This is a genomic window from Sinorhizobium sp. CCBAU 05631, assembly GCF_002288505.1.
Taxonomy (GTDB): Bacteria; Pseudomonadota; Alphaproteobacteria; order Rhizobiales; family Rhizobiaceae; genus Sinorhizobium; species Sinorhizobium fredii_C.
Genome location: NZ_CP023063.1, coordinates 3,557,664 through 3,581,118 on the forward strand (window position 1 = coordinate 3,557,664; position 23,455 = coordinate 3,581,118).

Here is a 23,455-nt window from a genome sequence, read left to right on the forward strand (position 1 = left end):
ATGCCCAGAAGGGGTGAGACAGTGTCTTTATTCCAGGTGTATGCAAGAGCGCTTCAGTATCTTGCTGTCCACAAATTTCGTGTCGGGGCGATCGTCATCGCCAATATCGTCCTGGCTGTCATCACGATCGCCGAACCCATCCTCTTCGGCCGTATCATCGACGCGATCTCCACGCAGAAAGACGTCGCGCCGATGCTGCTTATGTGGGCCGGCTTCGGCGTCTTCAACACGATCGCCTTCGTGCTCGTCTCCCGCGGGGCCGACCGCCTTGCGCATGGCCGCCGGGCGACGCTGCTGACGGAAGCCTTCGGCCGAATCGTCTCCATGCCGCTCTCCTGGCATAGCCAGCGCGGCACCTCCAATGCGCTGCACACGCTGCTGCGTGCCTGCGAGACCCTCTTCGGCCTGTGGCTCGAATTCATGCGCCAGCACCTTGCGACGGCGGTGGCGCTCGTACTGCTGGTGCCGACCGCCTTTGCCATGGACTTCCGCCTGTCGATGGTCCTCGTCGTGCTCGGCGCCGCCTATGTGCTGATCAGCAAGGCCGTGATGAAGCGCACGAAGGATGGCCAGGCTTCGGTCGAGAACCATTATCATACGGTCTTCTCTCACGTCTCCGACTCGATCAGCAACGTTTCCGTGGTTCACAGCTACAACCGTATCGAAGCGGAAACGCGGGAACTCAAGAAGTTCACCGAGCGGCTCCTCTCCGCGCAGTTCCCGGTGCTTGACTGGTGGGCACTGGCGAGCGCACTCCACCGCGTCGCCTCGACCATCTCGATGATGGCGATCCTCGTGATCGGCACCGTCCTGGTGCAGCGCGGCGAACTGGGCGTCGGCGAGGTCATCGCCTTCATCGGCTTCGCCAACCTGCTGATCGGCCGTCTCGACCAGATGAAGGCCTTCGTGACGCAGATCTTCGAGGCGCGCGCCAAGCTCGAGGACTTCTACAAGCTCGAAGATTCGGTCCGCGAACGCGATGAACCGGCCGGCGCCAAGGAACTCACCCGCGTCGTCGGCGAAGTCGAGTTCCGCGACATCTCCTTCGACTTCGCCAACTCCGCTCAGGGCGTGCGCAACGTCTCGTTCACGGCCAAGGCCGGCCAGACGGTCGCGATCGTCGGCCCGACCGGTGCTGGCAAGACAACGCTCGTCAACCTGCTGCAGCGGGTCCATGAGCCGAAGCACGGCCAGATCCTGATCGACGGCGTCGATATCTCGACGGTGACGCGCAAGTCGCTGCGCCGTTCGATCGCCACCGTCTTCCAGGACGCCGGCCTGATGAACCGCTCGATCGGCGACAACATCCGCCTCGGCCGCGAGGATGCTTCGCTGGAAGAAGTGATGGCCGCCGCCGAGGCTGCCGCCGCGAGCGACTTCATCGAAGGCCGCCTCAACGGCTACGACACGATGGTCGGCGAGCGCGGCAACCGGCTCTCCGGCGGCGAACGCCAGCGGATCGCCATTGCCCGCGCCATCCTCAAGAACGCGCCGATCCTGGTGCTCGACGAGGCGACCAGCGCGCTCGACGTGGAAACCGAGGCGCGCGTCAAGGAGGCGATCGATGCGCTGCGCAAGGACCGCACCACCTTCATCATCGCCCACCGCCTGTCGACGGTGCGCGAGGCCGACCTGGTAATCTTCATGGATCAGGGCCGGATCGTCGAAATGGGCGGCTTCAGCGAACTCAGCCAGAGCAACGGCCGCTTCGCGGCGCTGCTCAGGGCAAGCGGTATCCTGACGGACGAGGATGTCCGCAAGAGCCTCACGGCGGCGTGACGCCCATCTTGCCTGCGAACAAACGAATGCCCCGGACCCGTTTCGGGGCATTTCCTTTTGGGGCAATGCGATGGCCGCGGAAGGCGCATGTGCTTCTCGTCCGCGCGAGGTTAATAGACGCTCCTGTCTAGGCTTCTCGGGTCGTCCACCATCTTTTCCCGGTAAATGTCTCCCTGCCTTGCCTTGGCACGCCAGGGGCGCGCTCTTTGAAGCGCGATTTCATAAGCTGGATCTGCCCGATCGAGCATTGCTACCGCGAGGCTCGGCTCAAGTGCGTCCGAGCCTCGACTGATCCACCTCCCACCGGTGCCGATCATCCCACCGGCCCCTCATGGGCAGCCTGTGCTGGCGTCGCGGCCGCTATCCAGACGCAGTTCAGCCCCGCATACGCCTGCAGCGCGATTTGGAAATGTGGGGAACTGCCATAGGAGGAAAATAGAACCGCATCGACACCAAGACGCTCGTACTCGGCGAATATCTCCGGTAATTGCGACTCGATGCACACCGCGCAGCCGAACGATAACCATCGACCTCGAACGTGACCGGCTGCAGTCCTAGCGTATACCAGCCGTCAAGCTCGCAGAGATCTCTTATCGTATCTCGTCAGCAGCTTCCCATCGTCCGCGAACACGTAGAGGCCGTTGTGCGGCGGGTAGGTTCCGCAGAGCCGATGCGCAGCACCGACGACAGCAAAGATGCGGAATTGCCTGCAGACTTCGGCCATACCCCGAAGCGCGGTTTCCTGTCGATCCCAATCGAAGTCCCGCCAATGATCAGGACTTCCTATTTGCGCCTTCCCGTAGCCCGACAGCGCGCCTTCGCAGAAGCTGATCAGCCGCGCGCCTTGAAGCGCCGCGCTCCTGATCATCTCGCCTATTGCAGTTGCGTTTTGCGAAATCGCCGCCGATGCCGGCGTCTATGCTGTGGGCACTTTCAAGGAATGAGCCCTCCACATCCGCTAATCGATGAAGCCTCGGACGCATCTTACGCCACATCGAATTCATGCAAATCGACCCAATCCGTGCGCTCTTATGCCACCCTCAGCGGCTTTGTACTCCCTACCTCCTTCAGCCAGTCGAGGTAATAGGCATAGACGAAGTGCAGGCCGATACCGGCGACGACGAAGAGGGAGCCGATGATCGGGTTCTTGCCGGTGACGAAGAGTAGCACCTGCCCCGCCATGGCGAGGATCGTTCCGAAGATGAAAACCGCCAGGGAATTGCGCCCGATCATCACCAGCGGATGATTGGTGCCGAGCCGCGTCAGGCGGCTGACGAGTGGAGTGATCGCCAAAAGGTAGGAAAGCGCCAGCACGTGCAGCAGCCGCGTCAGCGACAGGAAGGTCTTGTCGAAGCCGGTGAGCACCGCCGGCAGGCCGAAGGAAAGGTCGATGTTCCACCAGGAAAACAGCACCCAGGCGGCCGATATCATCAGATAGGCTGCGGAAGGCGCAATCAGCCACCAGCTGCGCGGCAGGCTGCCGCCGCGGCGCACATGGGTCATCGCGATGATCCCGATCACGAACAGGAACTGCCAGGACCACGGATTGAGGAACCAATAGCCCTCGTCGAGGAAATTGTACGGCACCAGCTTGAAGCAGCCGGCGGCCAGCCAAAGCGTTGCCGAGAATCCGAACAGCAATCGCGGGCTGACGGCATTCAGCCACAGCACGCCGGGCAGCATCAGGAACAGCACCGCATACATCGACAGGATGTTGTTGTAGCCGAGCTGGTGGCCGAGCAGCACCATGGCGACGATACCCTGCTCGGCCTGATCGACGATCGGGCGGATGTTGATCTCGCCGATCAGATCCTGGCGGCCGAAATAGAGGGCGCCGCCGGCGAAGATTGCCAGCGTCACCACGCTCGTCATGATATGCGCGACATAGAGCGTCAGCGCCCGCCGCCACACCTTCAGGGTCAGCGCCAACCGCGCGCCCGCCACGAACCGGCCGCCATAGGCGACGCCGACCGAAAGGCCGGAGATCAGCACGAAGGCCTCTGCCGAGTCGGAAAAGCCGATGTTCTTGTGGGTGAGGTATTCGAGATACTGGCCCGGAACGTGGTTGATGAAGATCGTCAACAGGCAGAGCGCTCTAAACACGTCGAGGCGTGTGTCGCGCCCTGTCGTGACCGGGGCGGTTCCGATCCGGTCTATGCCGCCCCAAGAAGTCTTTTGCAGCATGCGGTTCTTATCCGGGATTTGGCGCCCCGCCCCACCCCTTGTTGAAAACCGGACGCCGCCGCCCTCAAAGGGCGCTTGGCAGCGTCGATGAAATCGCGGCCCGAAAGTCAGGGCGCGCTCCAAAATTGGCGCAAAGAAAAACCGGCCTCGCACGTTCGGTACAAAGCCGGTTCCTCTCCGATTCAATTCCGGCGCTTACAGCAAAATGCCTTCATGCGCGTTTTTTGTGACACTATTATTGACGCTGACGATCACCCCACCGGTTTTTTTGTCGCGGCTCACGGAAATCCGGTGCGTGGCGCCGTTCAGCCGGACCTCGGCGGAATAGCCGTCCCACTGTTCGGGCAGGACCGGCTGGATCGCCAGCCTGTCGCCTCGCTGGCGAATGCCGAGGATGCCCTCGAGGCCGGCGCGGTAGAGCCAGCCCGCCGAACCCGTATACCAGGTCCAGCCGCCGCGGCCGGCAATCGGGCCCTCGCCATAGATATCGGCGGCGACCACATAGGGTTCGACGCGGTAATGCTCGGCGTCTTCGCGACTGCGCGCATGCGATATCGGGTTCAGCATCTGGAAGGCCCGCCAGGCTTCCTCCGGCCGCCCCTGGGTGGCGAAGGCCAGCACGACCCAGGTGGCCGCATGGGTATACTGGCCGCCATTCTCGCGCACGCCCGGCGGATAGGACTTGATGTAGCCCGGATCCTGCTTGGTCTTTTCGAGCGGCGGCGTGAACAGCCGGACGATGCGCTTTTCCGGATCGACGAGTTCCGCCAACACAGCGTCCATGGCGCGCCTGGAACGCTCCGCGTCACCCTCGCCCGAGAGCGTGCTCCACGATTGCGCGATCGAATCGATCCTGCATTCGTTGTTTTCCGCCGAGCCAAGCGGCGTGCCGTCGTCATAATAGCCGCGGCGATAGTAGTCGCCGTCCCAGCCGGCCTCGTCGAGCGCCCGCTTGACGATATCGAGATGCGTCTCCCAGCGCGCGATGCGGGCTTCGTCCTTGCGTTCGCGCGCATGAGGCAGGAAGGCCCGCAAGGCGCCCGCCAGGAACCAGCCGAGCCAGACGCTCGTGCCCTCGCCGGCCTCGCCGACGCGGTTCATGCCGTCGTTCCAGTCGCCGCCGAGGATCAGCGGCAGGCCGTTGGCCCCGGTCCGCTTGATGGCGAGATCGAGAGCGCGGGCGCAATGCTCGTAAATGTCGGCGACCTCATCGGCGATTTCCGGCGTGTAGAAGCTGTCGTGCTGTCCCTCCTCGAGCGCCGGCCCGACAATGAAGGGCAGCTTCTCGTCGAGAATGTCCTTCGTGCCGGTGACCGTGCAATAGTGCGCCACCGCATAGGCGAGCCAGACGACGTCGTCGGAAATCATCGTGCGGACGCCGGCGCCGGAGCCCGGCAGCCACCAATGCTGCACGTCGCCTTCGACAAACTGCCGGGAAGCGGCGTTCAGCACTTGCGCCCGTGCCAGTTCGGGCCGGTGCGTGAGGAAGGCGAGCGTATCCTGCAATTGATCGCGGAAGCCGAAGGCGCCGCTCGCCTGGTAAAAGGCCGAGCGTGCCATGATCCGGCAGCCGAGGCTCTGGTAGGGGAGCCAATGATTGACCATGTGGTTGAAGGCCCGGTCGGGTGTCTTCACCTTCACGACGCCGGTGAACTCGCTCCAGAAGGCCTTCGACGCCTCCAGCGTTCCGTCGAAGGAACCGACACGCAATTCTTGGAGAATTCCGTCCACCTGGTCTTTGCTGTCGGCGTCGCCGAGGAAGAAGGTGATCTGCCGCTCGGCGCCCGGCTCGATGGTGAGATCCGTCGCAAGCGCGGCGCAGGGATCGCCGTCCACTTCCATCGCCCCGGAAAGCTCGGCCCCCGACAGCACGGCCTGCGCGGCAAGGATTGCGCCGCTCCGGCCGAGGAACTCGCGGCGGCTCGCCGTGTAGCTCGCCGGCGCGCCGTCGATGGCGAAGAAGGCCGTCCGTCCGGCATAATCGATGCTATAGGGATTGGTCGCGAGAAGCGCCTTCGAAGCAGCCTGCCATTCGCTGAGCACGAAAGGCGCGGTGCGGCTGCGATTGTTGCCGAGCACCCACTCGGCATAGCCGTAGATGCGCAGCTTGCGGGTCGCCGAACCGCGGTTCACGATCGACAGCCGGACCAGCTTGGCCGGCAGCGACCGGTGCACGGTATGGGCCGCTTCGATCTCGAGCTCGTCCTGCTTGCTCCTGAAGAGCGAATAGCCAAGGCCATGGCGCGCCTCGAAGATCGCCGACTTGCGCCGCGAGAGCGAAGCATAGGGCGTCAGCACCGAACCGCTGGACATATCGCGGATGAAGATCGCCTCGCCCGGACGGTTGACGACGGCGTCGTTGGTCCAGGGGGTCAGCTGGTAGTCGCGCGAGTTGCGGCTCCAGGAGAAGCTTGCCCCCTCGGCCGAGACGTGGAAGCCGAAGCCCTCGTTGGACATGACGTTGATCCACGGGTGAGGCGTCGCTTCGCCGCCGCGCAGCCGCACGACATATTCGCGGCCGTCGTCGGCAAAGCCGCCGAAGCCGTTCCAGAACTCGAGATCCTCGCCGGAGACGGTCGCCTCCCGTCCGCCGGCTCCATCCTGGTTCACCGGCAGCAGCATCTGCGGCCGCTCCTTAGCCTCTTCCGCAGGCTTTGCGTAGAGGGCGGCGGCCCGGGCGATCTGGTCGGTGATCGTGCCGTTTCGGGCGTGGAAGACGGCACGTGAAGCCGAGATCAGCGTCGACCAGGTCTCCGGCTCCATCAGGTCGCGGCGCACCGCGAAGATGTGCTGGCGCGGGCCGTCCGACAGGCCGCGCAGCCTCAGGTTCTCGCACATCGAATCGAGCGTGTGCTGCAGGTCCTGCGCATAGGACGAGGCGCGCTCGTTGATCACCACCAGATCGGCGGTAATGCCGCGGGCCCGCAAATATTCCTGCGCGCGGAGCGCCTCGCGGGCGATGTTGAGATCGCCGTCGTCGTTGATCCTCAGGCAGAAGATCGGGAAGTCGCCGGAGATCGCCAGCGGCCATAGCGCCGCCTGGGAGGCGAGGCCGCTCTTGACGCTCGCCGAGTCGGCGCGAAGATGCATGTCCGGATAGACGAGATAGCGGCCGAGCATCTGGAAGCTCGCCGCCTCCTTCGAGCTGATCCCGACATGGCGCATCTGCACTTGGCTGCGGGTCCAGGCATGGATGAGTTCGTGATTGAAGGTTTCCGGGTGGCGATAGCGGTCTATCGCCCGGTCGACCGCCTCGCGGTCCGGGGCGGCGATCGTCCAGAAGATGACGCTGACCTTCTTGCCGGCCGGAACCCTGACGACGCGCCGGAGCGCCATGATCGGATCGAGCGTATAGCCGTCCGTGCCCGACAGGCTCACGCCCGGGTCGAAGGCAGCGGCCTCCGACAAAGTGCGGCCCTGGCCGAGGAAGCGGCGACGGTCGGTTTCCGCCTGGGTGTGGCGCTCGCTCCCGGCATTGTCGGTGATGAGATGCGCGACCTCGATATCGGGATCGCCGGGGCCGCGCTTGTTGCGCGACACCCGGATGACGTCGCCCTGCCGGCTGATCTCGGTGCGGATGAACATTTTCGAGAAGGCCGGATGCGCGCTGTCGGCGTCTTCATAGGCAAGCACCGGCTCGGCATAGGAGGTGACCTCGATGAAGCGGTCTTCCGTGCCCGTATTGAGCAGAATCACCCGGCGGCCTTCGGCATCGTGTTCGGTGGCGACGATGCATTCGACTTCGCTCGTCAGATCGCCGACTGTCTTTACGAATTCGGCCTTGTCGTCGCCGAAGCGGGTCAGCGTCTTCTCGCCCTCGATGCGGCGCGGCTCGGCGGTCGCCGACCACCACTCGCTGGACACGGTGTCCCGCAGGAAGATGAACGTTCCCGTCCTGTCTTCTACCGGATCCGGTTTCCAGCGGGTGACCGCCTGGCCGTTCCAGCGCGCATAGCCGGCGCCATTCGCCGTCAGCATGATCGAATAGTGGCCGTTCGACAGGAAAACCGTCTCCCGATCCTGCGACAGCGGGTCTTCGATGACCCGGACCTCCGGGCGAAGCAGGTCGGCTTGGCCCTTGCCGAGCGATTCGGGCTCGCGCTTGGCCGCCATCACCGGAATGTCGCGCGGCGCCTTCTCCTGCAGCAGCAGTTCCGCCGCCTCGATGACCGGGTCGGCGTGGAACCATTCGCGCAACTGTCCATTGAAGACGACGTTCGCGACCGCGGCGATCGACATGCCGTGGTGGTGGGCATAGTAGTTGCGCACGACGGCGCATTTCTGCCCTTCGGGCACCCGCGTTGGCGTGAAATCCACCGCATCATGGTAGCCATAGGCACCCAGCGCCCCGACCTCGCGCAGGCGCGCGAGATTGGCGAGCGCCGACTTCGGATCGTACATGCAGGCCAGAATCGACGCATAGGGCGCGATCACCGCGTTCTGGCCGAGACCGCGCTTGAGGCCAAGCGTCGGCACGCCGAAATTGGTGTACTGGTAGGTCAGTTCGTGGTCGCGCGCGTTGAACGCAGCCTCGGAGATTCCCCACGGGGTGCCGAGACGCCGGCCATGGTTGATCTGCTCCTGCACCACCAGATTGTTCGTCTGGTTCAGGATGCCGCCCTGGCGCTCCTGCATGACGAGCGGCGGCATCAGATATTCGAACATCGAGCCGGACCAGGAGACGAGCGCGCCGCGCGCACCGATCGGCACGATCGGCCGTCCGAGCTTGTACCAATGCTCGGTCGGCAGATCCCCCTTGGCGATCGCAAACAGGCTGGTCAGCCGCGCTTCCGAAGCCAGGAGGTCGTAGCAGGCCTCGTCGAGCTCGTTGGCATTCACCCGGTAGCCGATCGACAGCAGCCGCCGCTCCGGCCGGAACAGGAAGCTGAAATCCATCGAGAAGGCGATGTCGCGGGCCCGGTCCTTCAGCACCAGCAGGCGCTGGCGCAGCGAATCGATCGCACCCAGATCGAAGACGCCGTCGGCGATGTGCGCCTCGCAGGTCGCCACCAGCGAGCCCGCCCACTTCGCCACTTCGCCGCTCTGGGCGCTGCGGACCTCGTGGTCGAGATTGAGGGTCAGCTTGTGCATGTCGCGGGCAAGCACCGCCAGGTTGATGACCCGGATCGACGCGAATTCGTGCTCCCGCTTGACCGCGGCAAGCGCGTTCTGAAAGCCGGCGATACGCTCTTCGATCAGCTTCCTGAGGGGCCGGACAGTCTTGCGGTCGTCCGGCAATTCGGCCAGAATCTCGGCAAGGATCGCCGCTACGTCGCCGATGCCGTCGAGATTGCCCTGGACATGGGCGGAGGGCGCCTCGGCCCATTCCCGGCACATGGACGAGACCGAGATCAGGTGACCGGCGAGATTGCCGCTGTCGACCGACGAGATATAGCGCGGCTCCATCGTTTCGAGGCCCCGCGTGCGGTACCAGTTGAACAGATGGCCGCGGTATTTGGGCATGCGATCGATCGTCGCAATGGTCTGCTCGAGCCGGGTGATCGTCTCCTCGAAGCCGATCCAGCCGAAGGAGCGCGCCGACATTACCGAGAGAAGATAGACGCCGATATTCGTGGGCGAGGTGCGTTCCGCCAGCACCGGTTGCGGCGTTTCCTGGAAATTGTCCGGCGGCAGGAAGTTCTGCTCGGCGGTGACGAAGGTCTCGAAATAGCGCCAGGTGCGCCTGGCGATCTTGCGCATCTCGTCGATCGCCTCGTCGGAGACGACGAGCTGGTCTTCGGTTTCCGCCGACTGGCTGACGAACCATGCGACCGCCGGCGACGCCGCCCAGACGAGGGCAAAGGGAATGCCGATGAAGGGCAGCCCGGTGTCGGAGATGGCGGCGAGCGCTAGCGAGACGAGGGAGAGAGCCGGCGCCGTCCACATGGCGCGGAAATAGTCGCCGATCGAGCCATGGCCGGCGCTCTGGACCTGCGCGGCCGTGCGCCACTCGAGCATCAGCTTGCGACTGACGAAGGTGCGGTAGAGCGAGCGGACGATCGCGTCCGCCATCATCGCCGCATTGTGGGCGATGAAGACGATGCGCAGGGCGACCTGGGCATTGGCGGCACGGATGTCGGAAAGCACCGTGTGGATATGCGCGCGGGCGACGATATCGTTGCGGCGCGGCATGATGCCGTTGATGAGCGACAACGTCGGGGCGACGAACAGGCTGAAGATCAGCACGATCTGCCAGATCAGCGCATCCGCCGGCTCCATGTAGTACCAACCCATGACGGAGGCCGCGAGCCAGGCGACGGGGATCAGCGAACGGCGCAGGTTGTCGTACATCTTCCAGCGGCCGAGCATGGAGAGGCCGTTCGCAAGGCTGAAGATGTAAGGCAGGAGCTGCCAGTCGCCGCGCGCCCAGCGGTGCTGGCGCGACATTTCCACCTCGTAGCGGGTCGGAAAGTCCTCCACGAGCTCGATGTCGGTGACCAGCGCGCAGCGCGCATAGGAGCCCTCGAGCAGGTCGTGGCTGAGCACCGCATTTTCTTCGATGCGCCCCTTGAGCGCAGCTTCGAAGGCATCAACGTGGTAGAGGCCCTTGCCGGTGAAGCTGCCTTCATCGGTGATGTCCTGGTAGACGTCGGAGACGGTGAAGATATAGGGATCGATGCCGCGGTTGATCGAGTAGATGCGCTGGAAGGCCGAGGCCTCGCTGCCCGTCGTCAGCGACGGCGTCACGCGCGGCTGCAGCAGGCTGTAGCCGGCGACGACCTTCTGGCCATGGGGATCCACGACCGGCCGGTTGATCGGGTGGTAAAGCTTGCCGACCAGCTTCGTCACCGCGTCGCGCATCAGGCGCGTGTCGGAATCAAGCGTCATGACATATTGCACGCCCTCCGGCACGGTGTTGGCGCCCTGGAGGAACGAGGTGTCGCGATCGCCGCGCAGCAGCAGGTTGAGCTCGTGCAGCTTGCCGCGCTTGCGCTCCCAGCCCATCCAGGCGCCTTCGGCCTCGTTGTAGAGCCGGCGGCGGTGCAGCAGGAAGAAGCGGGTCCTGCCGTCATAGGCGTAGCGGGCCGAGAGCGCCGCCACCTCGCGCTTCGCATATTCGAGCACATCCGAATCGGCGGGCGTCTCCTCGAATTTGCTGTCTGCCCAGTCGCTCAAGAGCGCGAAATAGATCTCGCCGCGCGGGTTGGCGAGATAGTGGACCTCGAGATTGCGCACCAGTTCGTCGACGTGGTCGCGCTTGGCGATCAGGCACGGCACCACGACCAGCGTGCGGGCATCCTCGGGTATGCCGTCGAGAAATTCGTAGCCGACGAGCCGCGACGGCCTGACAAAGAGCGTGACGAGCGTGTTGAACAGGCCCATCGCGCCCTCGGAGGCCGGGAGCGCGAAAAGCAGCAGCATGATCAGCTTGGCGCCGCTCGGAATGTCCATCGGGCTGACGAAGGCATAGACGGCGATCATCGCCAGGATGGTCAGGAGGATGTTCGGCCCGGCGATCGCAAACCAGTCCAGCTTGCGCACCAGGCGGATCATCCGCTGCAGCACCGACGGCGAATAGCCGATCCGCCTCTCCAGATCCTTGCGGCGTTTGCCGACTAGGAAAGCGCCGACATTCGGCTCATGCAGCGGAGCCTCGACGGCGGCGGCGGCCTTCGCCTCCTCGACCATCTCGATCGCGGTTTCGGTGACCTCGTGCTCGCTGTAGCCGGACCGGCGGGCGAGCTTTTCGATCGTGTCGCGATACTTGTTGCGCGAGCCGAAATCGAGCGCCGAATAGTCGGAGCCTTCGCGCAGCGTCGCGTCGATCTTGCTGACGCTCTCGAACCAGACGGCCCAGTCGGTGTCGTCGATTTCGCGCAGGCCGCGAATGATGTTGCTCATCGTCGCATTGCCGGACGACAGGCGGTTCTGCTCGGCAACCAGCGCCTCCTCGACGTCGGTGCCGCGGCGCTCCAGCCGCTCCTCGATCCAGGCGATGACCGCGCCGGAGGTCTGCGACCCGTCGCGCATGCGGTAGAGAAGCTGGGCGATGAAGGTATTGTCGGCGGCGAGCGCTTCCGAATCCGCCAGCAGCGCCCGGCATCGATCCGGATCGCCGAGGCGGATGATCTGGTCGGCCACCTCGTTCGCCTTCCGCCGCATGCCGCGTGAGCGTTCGACGCGGATCGCGATGCGTCTGAGGTTTTCGATGAGCACGAAGCGAAGGATCGACGGCAGTGCCCACAACTCGCCGATCTTTAAGGTCTCATGCTCCTGGAAGCCTTCCACCATCGCGGTGACGGTCTCCCGCGAAACTGTGCTGTGCGTGTGGGCCACAAAGAGCCAGGCAAGCGCCATGGTGCGCGGTATGGTCGTTCCGGAGACCGACAGCGTCGGCAATTGGCGGTAGAATTTTCGCGGAAAGTCGCGCCGGACCTCCTGGATCGCTTCCTCGACGACGTGGTGGTTGTCGAGCAGCCACTCGGCCGCCGGAGTGATCGAGGCCCCGGCTTCGACATCGGCCGCCGTCGCCCGGTAGACGCGGAAGATTTCCTTTTCGTTCTCCCGATGCCTGGTGCGGAACTCGAAGGGAAAGAACCCCGGCAGGGAGGAAACGCCGTTCAACGCAAGCTCGGCCCCGCATGCCCTGAGGTCGTCGATCGAGAAATAGGTCGAACGGATCGAATCGTTGTAATCGATTTGCTTCGCTTCCGGTTGTGTGTTGGACGACGTCGTTTGTTGCAGCATGGGTATGGATTCTTGTTCCAACCGGGGTTGATGGGCCCGGTTCTCGTTGATCTGCCGAAGTGGCTGCGGCCCGGAAGATCCAGGCGGCGCCGGCGCGTTTCTAGACACGGTCATGTGTCCCCCATCCGCCCTCATCATCCCGGGGCCGGGTACCCGCTGAAGCAGGCGCCGGCCGGGACCTGGGGCTTAGAGATCGCAAAGCCGACGGCGCGCTGGATGTCACGGCCGCGTGATGCATGAAAGTGGCATTTTTTAGCCGCAGTGCCTTCGGCTTGCAAGGATTGCGAGCACCGTCTTGAACGATTTGCGCGGGACGGCCGCGGCAACGATGCGGCGCGGCGGCGCGCTCCCGCTGGCTCGATGAATACTTCCCTCAAGTCCGGCCCCTTCCTGGTATATGGCAGCGTCGCAATCCCAAGGGGGACCCACGGAAAGGCTGCTTTCCACCCTCCCCGGCTGCGTCAGCCGACCTGCTCGCTGATCCATTCCCGGAAGGCGCGGCTGATCGGGTTTTCCAGTTTGCCTTCCGGCACGACGAGATAATAGCTGTTTTCCGTCTGCATCGGTCGATCGAGTACAATCCGCAGCGTGCCTGCGGCGAGTTCCTGCTCGATCAGATAACGGGGCAAAAGGGCAAAACCGAGACCTGCGGTAGCCGCTTCGATGACCATCGCGAATTGGTCGAAGCGGTTGCCCCGATAGGCACCGTGACTGTCGATGCCGTTCGCATCGAACCATTGCGCCCAGAGCTTCGGCCGTGTCGCGAGATGAAGCAGCGGGCCGCCGCCGATGTCTTCCAGCGCCTCGACCGAATTCGCGGCGAGAAGTGTCGGACTTGCCACCGGCACGATGACCTCGCTGCAGAGATAGCTGCAAGTGGCTCGCGCCCAGACCGGCTGGCCGTAGTGAATCGCCAGATCGAAATTCTGCTCGTCGAAATCGAACGGTGCGGAGCGCGAGGCGATGTTCAACACCGTACCGGGATAGCGCCTCAGGAAATCGGGCAGGCGCGGCACCAGCCAGCGGCTGCCGAAGGTCGGCAACGAGGCGACCGAAAGGCTCGAATCGGCCCGCGCCGAGGCCATGGCGCGCACCATCAACTCCTCGGTCTGGTGTAACAGGCGGCGAACTTCCGGCAGGAATTTCTGGCCCGCATCCGAGAGGATGACCCGCTGGCGGACCCGCTCGAAGAGCAGTACGCCCAGCTGCGTTTCAAGATCCTTGATCTGCCGGCTGACGGCGCTTTGGGTGAGATTGAGCTCGGCCGCGGCCTGGGTGAAGCTGCCGTGGCGCGCTGCGCATTCGAAGGCCTGCAGCGTCGTCACGTCGGGAACCAGTCGTCGGCTTAACTTCATTCCAGCCTCGCATCAACATAGTCGGAAGCAACGCGATCAAAGCCCGTCACCTTCCGATATGATCAGAATTAAGAATGATCTTGTCGTCACCCTTAGCGCGAGGCGAGCCCCAGTGAAAGAAAATAGTTTCGTGTCCGCCGACGATATCCGCTCGGCCTTTTCCGCCGCGATGTCGGCGATGTATCGCAACGAGGTTCCCGCCTACGGGACGCTGATGGAACTGGTGGCGAAGGTCAATGCCGACACGCTTTCGGCGGATGCGGCGCTCAAGGAGCGTCTCGAGGCGACCGATACGCTCGACCGTATCTCCGAGGAGCGGCACGGGGCGATCCGCCTCGGCACACCGGCGGAGCTCTCGATGATGCGCCGGGTCTTCGCCGTGATGGGCATGTATCCGGTCGGTTACTACGACCTTTCCACCGCCGGCGTTCCGGTGCACTCCACCGCCTTCCGCCCGGTCGGCGAGGCGTCGCTGAAGCGCAATCCGTTCCGCGTCTTCACCTCGCTGCTGCGGCTGGATCTGATCGCCGACGAGACGCTGCGCTCCGAGGCCGACGCGATCCTCAAGGAGCGCCGGATCTTCACGCCTGCCGCGGTCGAACTCACCGAAAAGGCCGAGCGCGACGGCGGGCTCGACAAGAAGGATGCCGAGCGCTTCGTCGCCGAGGTACTGGAGACCTTCCGCTGGCACGACAAGGCCAATGTCAGCGCCGACATGTACAAGCGCCTGCATGACGCCCACCGACTGATCGCCGACGTCGTCTCGTTCAAGGGGCCGCATATCAACCACCTGACGCCGCGCACCCTCGACATCGACCGTGTGCAGGCGCTGATGCCGGAATACGGGATCGCGCCGAAGGCCGTCGTCGAAGGGCCGCCGACCCGCCATTGCCCCATCCTGCTCCGCCAGACGTCCTTCAAGGCGCTCGAGGAAGCCGTTTCCTTCCTCGACGCCGGTGGCGGCTGGAAGGCTGGTTCCCACACGGCCCGCTTCGGCGAGATCGAACAGCGCGGCATAGCGCTGACCCCCAAGGGCCGCGGCCTCTACGACCGGCTGCTCGATGAATCGCGCCGCATCGTGCGCCCCGCCGCCGATGGCTCCAATGCCCAGGATTATGAAGCGGCGCTCGCCGACGCATTCAGGGGCTTTCCGGACAGCTGGGCGGAAATCCGTGAAGCGGGTCTCGGCTATTTCAGCTATTCTATGACCGAAAAAGGCCGGCAGACGAAGCTTCCCGGCCGCCGCGATCTCGACAGGCTGATCGCCGAAGGCCTCGTTCAGTTCGATCCGATCGTCTACGAGGACTTCCTTCCGGTCAGCGCCGCCGGTATCTTCCAGTCGAACCTCGGCGACGGCGCGCAGCAGGAATTCGTCGCAAGCCCCAACCAGAAGCGCTTCGAGACGGATCTCGGCGCCGCCGTTCTCGATGAGTTCGCCCACTATGCCGGCATTGAAAAGGCATCGATCGAGGCCTGCCTTAAGGCCTTGACCGCCGCCGTGGCCGCCGAATGACGACAGGTCAAGGATGATTGAACAGGACCATATGGACGCGCTCGTGCAGCTCCTTGGCGACAAGGGCGTCGTTGAGCGTCAGCAGGACATGGAAGCTTATGAGGTAGGCGCGCGCTACGACCGCGGTCGCGCCGCCGCCGTCTTGCGTCCAGCGACGACGGCCGAAGCTTCCGCCGCGGTTTCCTATTGTGTGCGCAACGGCATCGCGCTCATCCCCCAAGCCGGCAATACCGGCCTCGTCTCCGGCTCGACGCCCGATGGTTCCGGCACTGAAATGGTGCTCAGCCTCGATCGGCTCACCCGCCGTTTCGAGCTCGACCTCGACAATCGCTCGGTTCGCGTCGATGCCGGCTTCCGTCTTTCCGATCTCAACAGGAAGCTCGAGGAGCACGACCTGTTCTTCCCGATCGACCTCGGCGCCGATCCGCGTCTCGGCGGCATGATTGGCACCAACACCGGCGGCTCGCGTTTCCTGAAATATGGCGACGTCCGCCGCAACACGCTGGGCCTGAAGGTGGTTCTTGCCGACGAGGCAGGCACGGTGCTCGACCTCGACTCGGAGCTGCGCAAGAACAATACCGGCGTCGACTGGAAGCAGCTCTTCATCGGCACCTCCGGCGCCTTCGGCATCGTCACTGAGTGCGTGCTCAACCTCGAGCGACTTCCGAAGCAGGTGGCGACCGCCTTCCTCGTGCCGGCAAGCGGGGCGCAAGTGCTGCCGCTCTTGAAGGCCATGGAAGAGCGCCTCGGCGCCTATCTTTCCGCCTTCGAGGGCATGTCGAAAAACGCCATCGCCGCCGCTTTCGCCCATGTGCCGTCGCTCAGGAATCCGTTCCAGGGCGGCAATATTCCCGACTACGTCATCCTCGCCGAAATCTTCCGAACATGGGCGCCGCGCGAGGGCGAGCAACCGCTCGATGCGGTTCTCGAATCTGCGCTGGCGGAAATCTGGGAGCTGGAGGAAGCGCCGCTCGCCGACGCCTTCATCGGGCGGCCGCACGAGACCTGGGCACTGCGCCATGCGCTTTCTGAGGGCGTAAAGCACCTCGGCAAGCTGATCGCCTTCGATCTGTCGTTCCGCCGGGGTGACATCATGGCCTTCTGCGACCATATGAAGGCGGAAATGCCGGAGAAATTTCCCGGCGTGACGGTTTGCGATTTCGGCCATATCGGCGACGGCGGCGTTCACTTCAATCTGGTCGCTGCGAAAGATAGCCCGCTATTGACCGATGCGACCTTCGAACAGCGCCTGCGCGAATGGGTCTTCACGGTCGCGGTCGAGCAATATCGAGGCAGCTTCAGCGCAGAGCATGCAATCGGTCGCCGCAACCAGGCAGTTTACGATCTTTACACGCCGGAAAAACTGAAAGAGATGGCCGCCGGCCTGAAGACGATCACCTCTCCGGGCAAGCTCGGCAGCGTGCGCTTCGGTTAGGTCGCCGCGCAGCCCGCGCCAACAAGGAAAACACGGGAGTTAGACAGATGAACATTGCAGCGAAGAAGATCGATGTCGCAAAGGAGGCAGCCGCCCTCCTCGACAAGATGGGTGTCGCCAAGGAGCTCTATACGGGCGGTGACATGCCCTCCTACAGCCCCGTCACCGGCGAGCAGATCGCCAGCCTCAGGACCGTTTCGGCCGCCGAAGCCGCCAGGAAGATCGAGAAAGCCGATGAGGCCTTCCGCGCCTGGCGGCTGGTGCCGGCGCCGAAGCGCGGCGAGCTCGTCCGTCTGCTCGGCGAGGAGTTGCGCGCCTTCAAGGCCGACCTCGGCCGCCTCGTCTCGCTCGAAGCCGGCAAGATCCCGTCGGAAGGTCTCGGCGAAATCCAGGAAATGATCGACATCTGCGATTTCGCCGTCGGCCTTTCCCGTCAGCTCTACGGCCTGACGATCGCCACCGAGCGTCCGGGCCACCGCATGATGGAAACCTGGCACCCGCTCGGCGTCGTCGGCATCATCTCGGCCTTCAACTTCCCGGTCGCCGTCTGGTCGTGGAATGCGGCACTGGCGCTCGTCTGCGGCAATGCCGTCGTCTGGAAGCCGTCTGAAAAGACGCCGCTGACCGCCCTTGCATCGCAGGCTATCCTCGAACGCGCCCTCGCCCGCTTCGGCGATGCGCCTGACGGCCTCTCCGAGGTGCTGATCGGCGACCGCACGATCGGCGAAGTGCTCGTCGACCATCCGAAGGTTCCGCTCGTCTCGGCAACCGGCTCTACCCGCATGGGTCGTGAGGTCGGTCCGCGGCTTGCCAAGCGCTTCGCCCGCTCGATCCTCGAGCTCGGCGGTAACAATGCCGGCATCGTCTGCCCCTCCGCCGATCTCGATATGGCGCTGCGCGCCATCGCCTTCGGCGCCATGGGCACCGCCGGCCAACGCTGCACGACGCTCCGCCGTCTGTTCGTCCATGAAAGCGTCTACGACCAGCTCGTGCCGCGGCTAAAGAAGGCCTATCAGTCGGTCTCCGTCGGCAACCCGCTGGAATCGGCCGCGCTGGTCGGACCGCTCGTCGATAAGGCCGCCTTCGACAACATGCAGAAGGCGATTGCCGCGGCCAAGGCGGAGGGCGGCGCGGTAACCGGCGGCGAACGCGTCGAGCTCGGCTACGACAACGGCTACTACGTCAAACCGGCGCTCGTCGAAATGCCGAAGCAGGCAGGCCCCGTGCTCGAAGAGACGTTCGCGCCGATCCTCTATGTCATGAAGTACAGCGACTTCGACGCGGCGATCGCCGATCACAATGCGGTCGCGGCAGGCCTCTCGTCGTCGATCTTCACCCGCGATATGCAGGAATCCGAACGCTTCCTCGCGGCCGACGGCTCCGACTGCGGCATAGCCAACGTCAATATCGGCACGTCCGGTGCGGAGATCGGCGGCGCCTTTGGCGGAGAGAAGGAGACCGGCGGCGGCCGCGAATCCGGCTCCGACGCTTGGAAGGCCTATATGCGCCGCGCCACCAACACGGTGAACTATTCGAAGGCTCTGCCGCTGGCGCAGGGCGTGTCGTTCGACATCGAATAATCATCGCACAGGATCGGTCATGACCATCAATGCAACGGTCAAGGAGGCGGGTTTTCAGCCCGCCTCACGGATCGCCACGATCGGCGTCTCGGAAATCCTGAAGATCGGCGCGCGCGCCAGCGCCATGAAGCGCGACGGCAAGCCGGTGATCATCCTCGGCGCCGGCGAGCCGGATTTCGACACGCCCGACCACGTCAAGCAGGCCGCCTGGGAAGCGATCCGGCGTGGCGAGACGAAGTACACGGCGCTCGACGGCTCGGCGCAATTGAAGAAGGCGATCAGCGAAAAGCTCCAGCGCGAGAACGGCATCGCCTACGAGTTGGACGAGATCACCGTCGCCACCGGCGCCAAGCAGATCCTCTTCAACGCCATGATGGCGTCGATCAACCCCGGCGACGAGGTGATCATCCCGACGCCCTACTGGACCTCCTATTCGGACATCGTGCAGATCTGCGAGGGTAAGCCGGTATTGATCGCCTGCGATCAATCGTCCGGTTTCCGCCTGACAGCGGAAAAGCTCGAAGCGGCGATCACGCCGAAGACCCGCTGGGTACTGCTCAACTCGCCTTCGAACCCGTCCGGTGCCGCCTACAGCGCAGCCGACTACCGGCCGCTGCTCGACGTTCTGCTGCAGCATCCGCATGTCTGGCTGCTCGTCGACGACATGTACGAGCACATCGTCTATGACGGCTTCCGCTTCGTCACCCCCGCCCAACTCGAACCTCGGCTGAAAGACCGCACCCTGACCGTCAACGGGGTGTCAAAGGCCTATGCCATGACCGGCTGGCGGATCGGCTATGCCGGCGGCCCGCGCGCCCTCATCAAGGCGATGGCCGTCGTCCAGAGCCAGGCGACCTCCTGCCCGTCCTCCGTGAGCCAGGCAGCCTCCGTTGCGGCGCTGACCGGACCACAGGATTTCCTGAAGGAACGCACCGCGAGCTTTCAGCGCCGCCGCGATCTCGTCGTCAGCGGTCTGAACGCCATCGACGGCCTCGATTGCCGCGTGCCGGAAGGCGCCTTCTACACCTTCGCCGGCTGCGCCGGCATGCTCGGCCGGGTGACGCCCTCCGGTAAGCGGATCGACACCGATGCGGATTTCTGCGCCTATCTGCTCGACGACGCCCACGTCGCCGTGGTCCCCGGCTCGGCCTTCGGCCTCTCGCCCTTCTTCCGCATCTCCTACGCGACCTCGGAAGCGGAGCTGAAGGAGGCGCTCACCCGCATTGCCGCGGCCTGTGCGCGGCTTTCTTAAGTCTGGTGAGTACGGGTCGTAAGACCCCTCCCCGACCCCTCCCCACAGGTGGGAGGGGCTTAACCCGCCGCACTCACTTCGCCTCTCTTGCATCGTTGCAGCAGGGTCGAGCTTGGGAAAATGGCAGCCCGGGCGCCACGCGCACCAAAGCCCCTCCCACCTGTGGGGAGGGGTTGGGGAGGGGCATTCTCGCGCTGTCGTCGCCGCGGCCTTCTTTGCCCTCAAAACGTCGGCGGCGTGCAGGCGCTGATCACCTCGCAGGGCACCGGCCCTACGCAGCGGAAGCGGTGCGGGCGCCGGCTTTCGAAATAATAGGCGTCGCCCGGCCCAAGGATGCGGCGCTCATCGTCGACGGTCACCTCAAGGCGGCCGGAAAGCACGATCCCGCCCTCCTCGCCCTCATGCACCAGCGGCACCTTGCCGGTGTCTGCCCCGGGCTGATAGCACTCCTTCAGGATCTGCAGGCTGCGGCCGAAGAGGTTGTCGCCGATCTGGCGATAGGAGATCGGCCCCTTGCCGATCTCCACCAGCTCCTCGGCCGCGTAGAAGGCCTTGCGCGGCTTTTCCGGCTCGAAGGAGAAGAATTCGGCAAGCCCGATCGGAATGCCGTCGAGAATCCGCTTCAGCGCACCGACCGACGGGTTCGAGGCGTTCGCTTCGATCAGCGAAATGGTCGAGTTGGTGACGCCCGCCCGCTTGGCCAGTTCCCGCTGGGAGAGATTGTGCATCAGCCGCACATACCGCAGGCGGCTGCCGATATCGACGTTCATGGCAGATTTCGGTGTTGACGTTGTTCGGAATATCGAAACTCTATCAAAAGCTACCCATGAAATTCAATAGCTTAGTTGACTGAAGAAAAAGACTTGTTTGGCAATCGAAATCGTGGCGTCAATCCCGCACCTGATAGGAGGATGCCATGGACGCCCACAATAAGCCCAACACACCGGTTCTCGACAGCTACTGGATGCCCTTTACCGCCAATCGCCAGTTCAAGGCGGCGCCGCGCCTGCTCGCCTCGGCCGAGGGCATGCATTACACCAGCGTCGACGGACGCAGGATTCTCGACGGCACCGCCGGCCTCTGGTGCGTCAATGCCGGCCACGGCCGCCGGCAGATCGCCGCCGCCGTCGAGCGGCAGCTTTCGACCATGGACTTCGCCCCGTCCTTCCAGATGGGCCATCCGATCGCCTTCGACTTCGCCCAGCGGCTGGCCGAAATTGCGCCGGGCCCGGCCGGCGCCAAGCTCGACCGGGTGTTCTTCACCGGCTCGGGCTCGGAATCGGTCGACACGGCGCTGAAGATCGCGCTCGCCTATCAGCGCTCGATCGGCCAGGGCACCCGCACGCGTCTGATCGGCCGCGAGCGCGGCTATCACGGCGTCGGCTTCGGCGGCATCTCGGTCGGCGGCATCCTCAACAATCGCCGCGTCTTCCCGCAGCTTCCCGGTTCCGATCATCTCCGCCACACCCATGATCTTGCGAAGAACGCCTTCGTCAAGGGCCAGCCGGAATATGGGGCGGAGCTCGCCGACGATCTCGAAAGGCTGGTGGCCCTGCACGGCGCCGAAACGATCGCCGCCTGCATCGTCGAGCCCGTCGCCGGCTCGACCGGCGTGCTGATCCCGCCGAAGGGCTATCTCGAGCGGCTCCGCGCCATCTGCGACAAGCACGGCATCCTGTTGATCTTCGACGAGGTGATCACGGGCTTCGGCCGCCTCGGCGCCGCCTTCGCGATCGACTATTTCGGCGTCACGCCGGACCTCGTCACCACCGCCAAGGGGCTGACCAACGGCGCAATCCCGATGGGCGCGGTCTTTGCCAGCCGCAAGGTGCACGACGCGCTGATGCAGGGGCCGGAAAGCCAGATCGAGCTCTTCCACGGCTACACCTATTCCGGCCATCCGGCCGCCTGCGCCGCCGGCATCGCCACCCTCGACATCTATCGCGACGAGGGCCTGATGACCCGCGCCGCCGGACTGCAGGAGGACTGGCACGAGGCGATGCATTCGCTGAAGGACCTGCCGCATGTCATCGACATCCGCACCATCGGCCTGATCGCCGGCATCGAACTCAAATCCCGCGACGGCGCGCCCGGCGCCCGCGCCTATGACGTCTTCGTCGATTGCTTCGAAAAGGGTCTGTTGATCCGCGTCACCGGCGACATCATCGCCTTCTCGCCGCCGCTGATTGTCGAGAAGCAGCAATTCGGCGAGATCGTCTCGATCCTCGGCGATGCCTTGAAAAGGGTGAAGTAACGGCCCCGGTGCGCTTGCACACGGCCCCTCCAAGGGAGGGGCCAGCCGACGTCAAGCCGCCTGCTCTACCCCCAGAACCGCCATCAGGCTGCGCATCCGTGCCGCCGCCAGCTCCGGCCTGTCGAGCACATTGGCCCGGTCGGCGAGGCGGAAGATCTCCGCATAGTGCGAGAGCCCGCGGGCCGACTGCAGCCCGGCCGGCAGGGTGAAATGGCGCTGGTGGCCGTTCAGCCAGGCGAGGAAGACGACGCCGGCCTTGTAATATTGGGTGGGCGCCTCGAAGATCTTGCGGGACAGCGGCACTGTCGGCTCGATTACGCCGCGGAAGGTGGCGAGATCGCCGCCCGCAAGCGCCGCCAGCGCCTTCGAGGCCGAGGGCGCGACGGCGTCGAAGATGCCGAGCAGCGCATGGCTGTATTTTTCGCCGTCGCCCTCGATCAGTTCCGCATAGTTGAAGTCGTCGCCGGTGAAGCAGAGCACGCCCTCCGGCAGGCCGTTGCGCAGCGCTACTTCCTTGGCGTTGTCGAGCAGCGAGATCTTGATGCCTTCGACCTTGGCGCTGTTCTCCCTGATGATCGACAGCACCGTTTCGAGCGCCTCCTCGAAATTCTCGGAGCCCCAATAACCTTTGAGTTGCGGGTCGAACATGTCGCCGAGCCAGTGCAGCACGACCTTGTCCTTCGCCTGGGCGAGGATATGGCCGTAGACGCGCCGGTAGTCGTCCCCGGAGCGGGCCACGCGAGCGAGCGCCCGGCTTGCCATCATGATCGCCCGGCCGCCCTCGCCTTCGACGAAGCCGACCTGCTCCTCATAGGCGGCAATGACATGCTCGATCGACCGTGCGTCCGCGGGAGCGAGATGATCGGTGCCGGCGCCGCAGGCGAGATCGGCGCCGGCAACGCTGCGCGCTTCGGCAAGCGAACGGCGGATCAGTTGCTGCGCGGCCGGCCAGGCAAGCCCCATGCCGCGCTGCGCCGTGTCCATCGCCTCGGCGATCTTGAAGCCAAGCCCCCATAGATGATGGCGGAAGGCCATCGTCGCGTCCCAATCGATCGCCGGCTTGCCCCACGGATCGGCATCGCGCAGCGGATCGGAAACGACATGGGCGGCCGCATAGGCGATGCGGTTGAACGTCGGCACCGCAGTCGGCCGGCCGATCGGGGTTCCCTGGAGCCGGTATTCTTCGAGCGAGCCGTCCTGGCGCGGCAGCAAAAGGCTGGTCATCGGCATTGATCCTCTTCAGATTTGCGGCAACGAGTAATTTAGATCGTTCCAAATTGCAAGGCGGAAATTTTGTCCTCACGCCGTAGCGCCGATGGGGCGGCGCGGCATCTTGTCTGCGCAGCGATCTGCGCAGCGAACACTCAAAAGCATTGACATGCAACGCGTTTCAAGTCGGTTCCTATAGATGATAG

The 23,455-nt window shown here is 64.4% G+C and carries 12 protein-coding genes; 6 read left to right on the forward strand and 6 right to left on the reverse strand.

Going from position 1 to position 23,455, the window contains the following annotated elements:
- Positions 1-21: 21 nt before the first annotated feature.
- The gene (locus tag SS05631_RS17355) at positions 22-1,779 is read left to right on the forward strand and encodes a glucan ABC transporter ATP-binding protein/ permease (protein ID WP_037418268.1); all 1,758 of its coding nucleotides are present in this window, start codon (positions 22-24) and stop codon (positions 1,777-1,779) included.
- A gap of 571 nt (positions 1,780-2,350) precedes the next feature.
- Here SS05631_RS17355 and SS05631_RS31955 read toward each other — a convergent pair.
- From SS05631_RS31955 to SS05631_RS17375, 4 genes are all read right to left on the reverse strand, one after another.
- The gene (locus tag SS05631_RS31955) at positions 2,351-2,647 is read right to left on the reverse strand and encodes a nitrilase-related carbon-nitrogen hydrolase (RefSeq protein ID WP_234819763.1); all 297 of its coding nucleotides are present in this window, start codon (positions 2,645-2,647) and stop codon (positions 2,351-2,353) included.
- A 161-nt stretch (positions 2,648-2,808) separates the two neighbouring features.
- Positions 2,809-3,963 (reverse strand): OpgC family protein, encoded by a 1,155-nt coding sequence (locus SS05631_RS17365; RefSeq protein ID WP_037418271.1) that lies wholly within the window; start codon positions 3,961-3,963, stop codon positions 2,809-2,811.
- A 195-nt stretch (positions 3,964-4,158) separates the two neighbouring features.
- A complete protein-coding gene (gene ndvB, locus SS05631_RS17370; protein WP_095678021.1) occupies positions 4,159-12,765 on the reverse strand; it encodes a cyclic beta-(1,2)-glucan synthase in 8,607 nt (2,868 codons plus the stop codon).
- A 347-nt stretch (positions 12,766-13,112) separates the two neighbouring features.
- Positions 13,113-14,006: a LysR family transcriptional regulator gene (locus SS05631_RS17375; protein ID WP_037418277.1), complete on the reverse strand. Its 894-nt coding sequence runs from the start codon at positions 14,004-14,006 to the stop codon at positions 13,113-13,115.
- A gap of 112 nt (positions 14,007-14,118) precedes the next feature.
- Between SS05631_RS17375 and SS05631_RS17380 the strand changes: the two genes are divergently transcribed.
- The 4 genes from SS05631_RS17380 to SS05631_RS17395 are packed head-to-tail and all read left to right on the forward strand — an operon-like array spanning position 14,119 to position 19,786.
- On the forward strand, positions 14,119-15,519 hold the full coding sequence (locus SS05631_RS17380; protein ID WP_037418278.1) for a VOC family protein: 1,401 nt from the start codon (positions 14,119-14,121) through the stop codon (positions 15,517-15,519).
- 13 nt (positions 15,520-15,532) lie between these two features.
- A complete protein-coding gene (locus SS05631_RS17385; protein ID WP_037418281.1) occupies positions 15,533-16,954 on the forward strand; it encodes an FAD-binding oxidoreductase in 1,422 nt (473 codons plus the stop codon).
- 47 nt (positions 16,955-17,001) lie between these two features.
- On the forward strand, positions 17,002-18,534 hold the full coding sequence (locus tag SS05631_RS17390; RefSeq protein ID WP_037418283.1) for an aldehyde dehydrogenase family protein: 1,533 nt from the start codon (positions 17,002-17,004) through the stop codon (positions 18,532-18,534).
- A gap of 19 nt (positions 18,535-18,553) precedes the next feature.
- The gene (locus SS05631_RS17395; protein WP_037418285.1) at positions 18,554-19,786 is read left to right on the forward strand and encodes a pyridoxal phosphate-dependent aminotransferase; all 1,233 of its coding nucleotides are present in this window, start codon (positions 18,554-18,556) and stop codon (positions 19,784-19,786) included.
- Between the two features lie 221 nt (positions 19,787-20,007).
- Here SS05631_RS17395 and SS05631_RS17400 read toward each other — a convergent pair whose 3' ends face one another.
- Positions 20,008-20,556, reverse strand: a complete 549-nt coding sequence (locus SS05631_RS17400) for a cupin domain-containing protein (protein WP_037418287.1) — start codon at positions 20,554-20,556, stop codon at positions 20,008-20,010.
- 146 nt (positions 20,557-20,702) lie between these two features.
- On the opposite strand from SS05631_RS17400, the gene SS05631_RS17405 reads away from it, so the two are divergent.
- Positions 20,703-22,040: an aspartate aminotransferase family protein gene (locus SS05631_RS17405; protein ID WP_037418289.1), complete on the forward strand. Its 1,338-nt coding sequence runs from the start codon at positions 20,703-20,705 to the stop codon at positions 22,038-22,040.
- 51 nt (positions 22,041-22,091) lie between these two features.
- On the opposite strand, the gene SS05631_RS17410 is transcribed toward SS05631_RS17405, so the two are convergent.
- The gene (locus SS05631_RS17410) at positions 22,092-23,264 is read right to left on the reverse strand and encodes a dihydrodipicolinate synthase family protein (RefSeq protein ID WP_037418337.1); all 1,173 of its coding nucleotides are present in this window, start codon (positions 23,262-23,264) and stop codon (positions 22,092-22,094) included.
- Between the last annotated feature and the right edge of the window lie 191 nt (positions 23,265-23,455).

Bases quoted from the DNA above. Each gene is read 5' to 3' on its own strand.
- SS05631_RS31955 (WP_234819763.1), bottom strand. From the start codon at position 2,647: ATGATCAGGAGCGCGGCGCTTCAAGGCGCGCGGCTGATCAGCTTCTGC.
- SS05631_RS17365 (WP_037418271.1), bottom strand. From the start codon at position 3,963: ATGCTGCAAAAGACTTCTTGGGGCGGCATAGACCGGATCGGAACCGCC.
- ndvB (WP_095678021.1), bottom strand. From the start codon at position 12,765: ATGACCGTGTCTAGAAACGCGCCGGCGCCGCCTGGATCTTCCGGGCCG.
- SS05631_RS17375 (WP_037418277.1), bottom strand. From the start codon at position 14,006: ATGAAGTTAAGCCGACGACTGGTTCCCGACGTGACGACGCTGCAGGCC.
- SS05631_RS17385 (WP_037418281.1), top strand. From the start codon at position 15,533: ATGATTGAACAGGACCATATGGACGCGCTCGTGCAGCTCCTTGGCGAC.
- SS05631_RS17390 (WP_037418283.1), top strand. From the start codon at position 17,002: ATGAACATTGCAGCGAAGAAGATCGATGTCGCAAAGGAGGCAGCCGCC.
- SS05631_RS17395 (WP_037418285.1), top strand. From the start codon at position 18,554: ATGACCATCAATGCAACGGTCAAGGAGGCGGGTTTTCAGCCCGCCTCA.
- SS05631_RS17400 (WP_037418287.1), bottom strand. From the start codon at position 20,556: ATGAACGTCGATATCGGCAGCCGCCTGCGGTATGTGCGGCTGATGCAC.
- SS05631_RS17405 (WP_037418289.1), top strand. From the start codon at position 20,703: ATGGACGCCCACAATAAGCCCAACACACCGGTTCTCGACAGCTACTGG.
- SS05631_RS17410 (WP_037418337.1), bottom strand. From the start codon at position 23,264: ATGACCAGCCTTTTGCTGCCGCGCCAGGACGGCTCGCTCGAAGAATAC.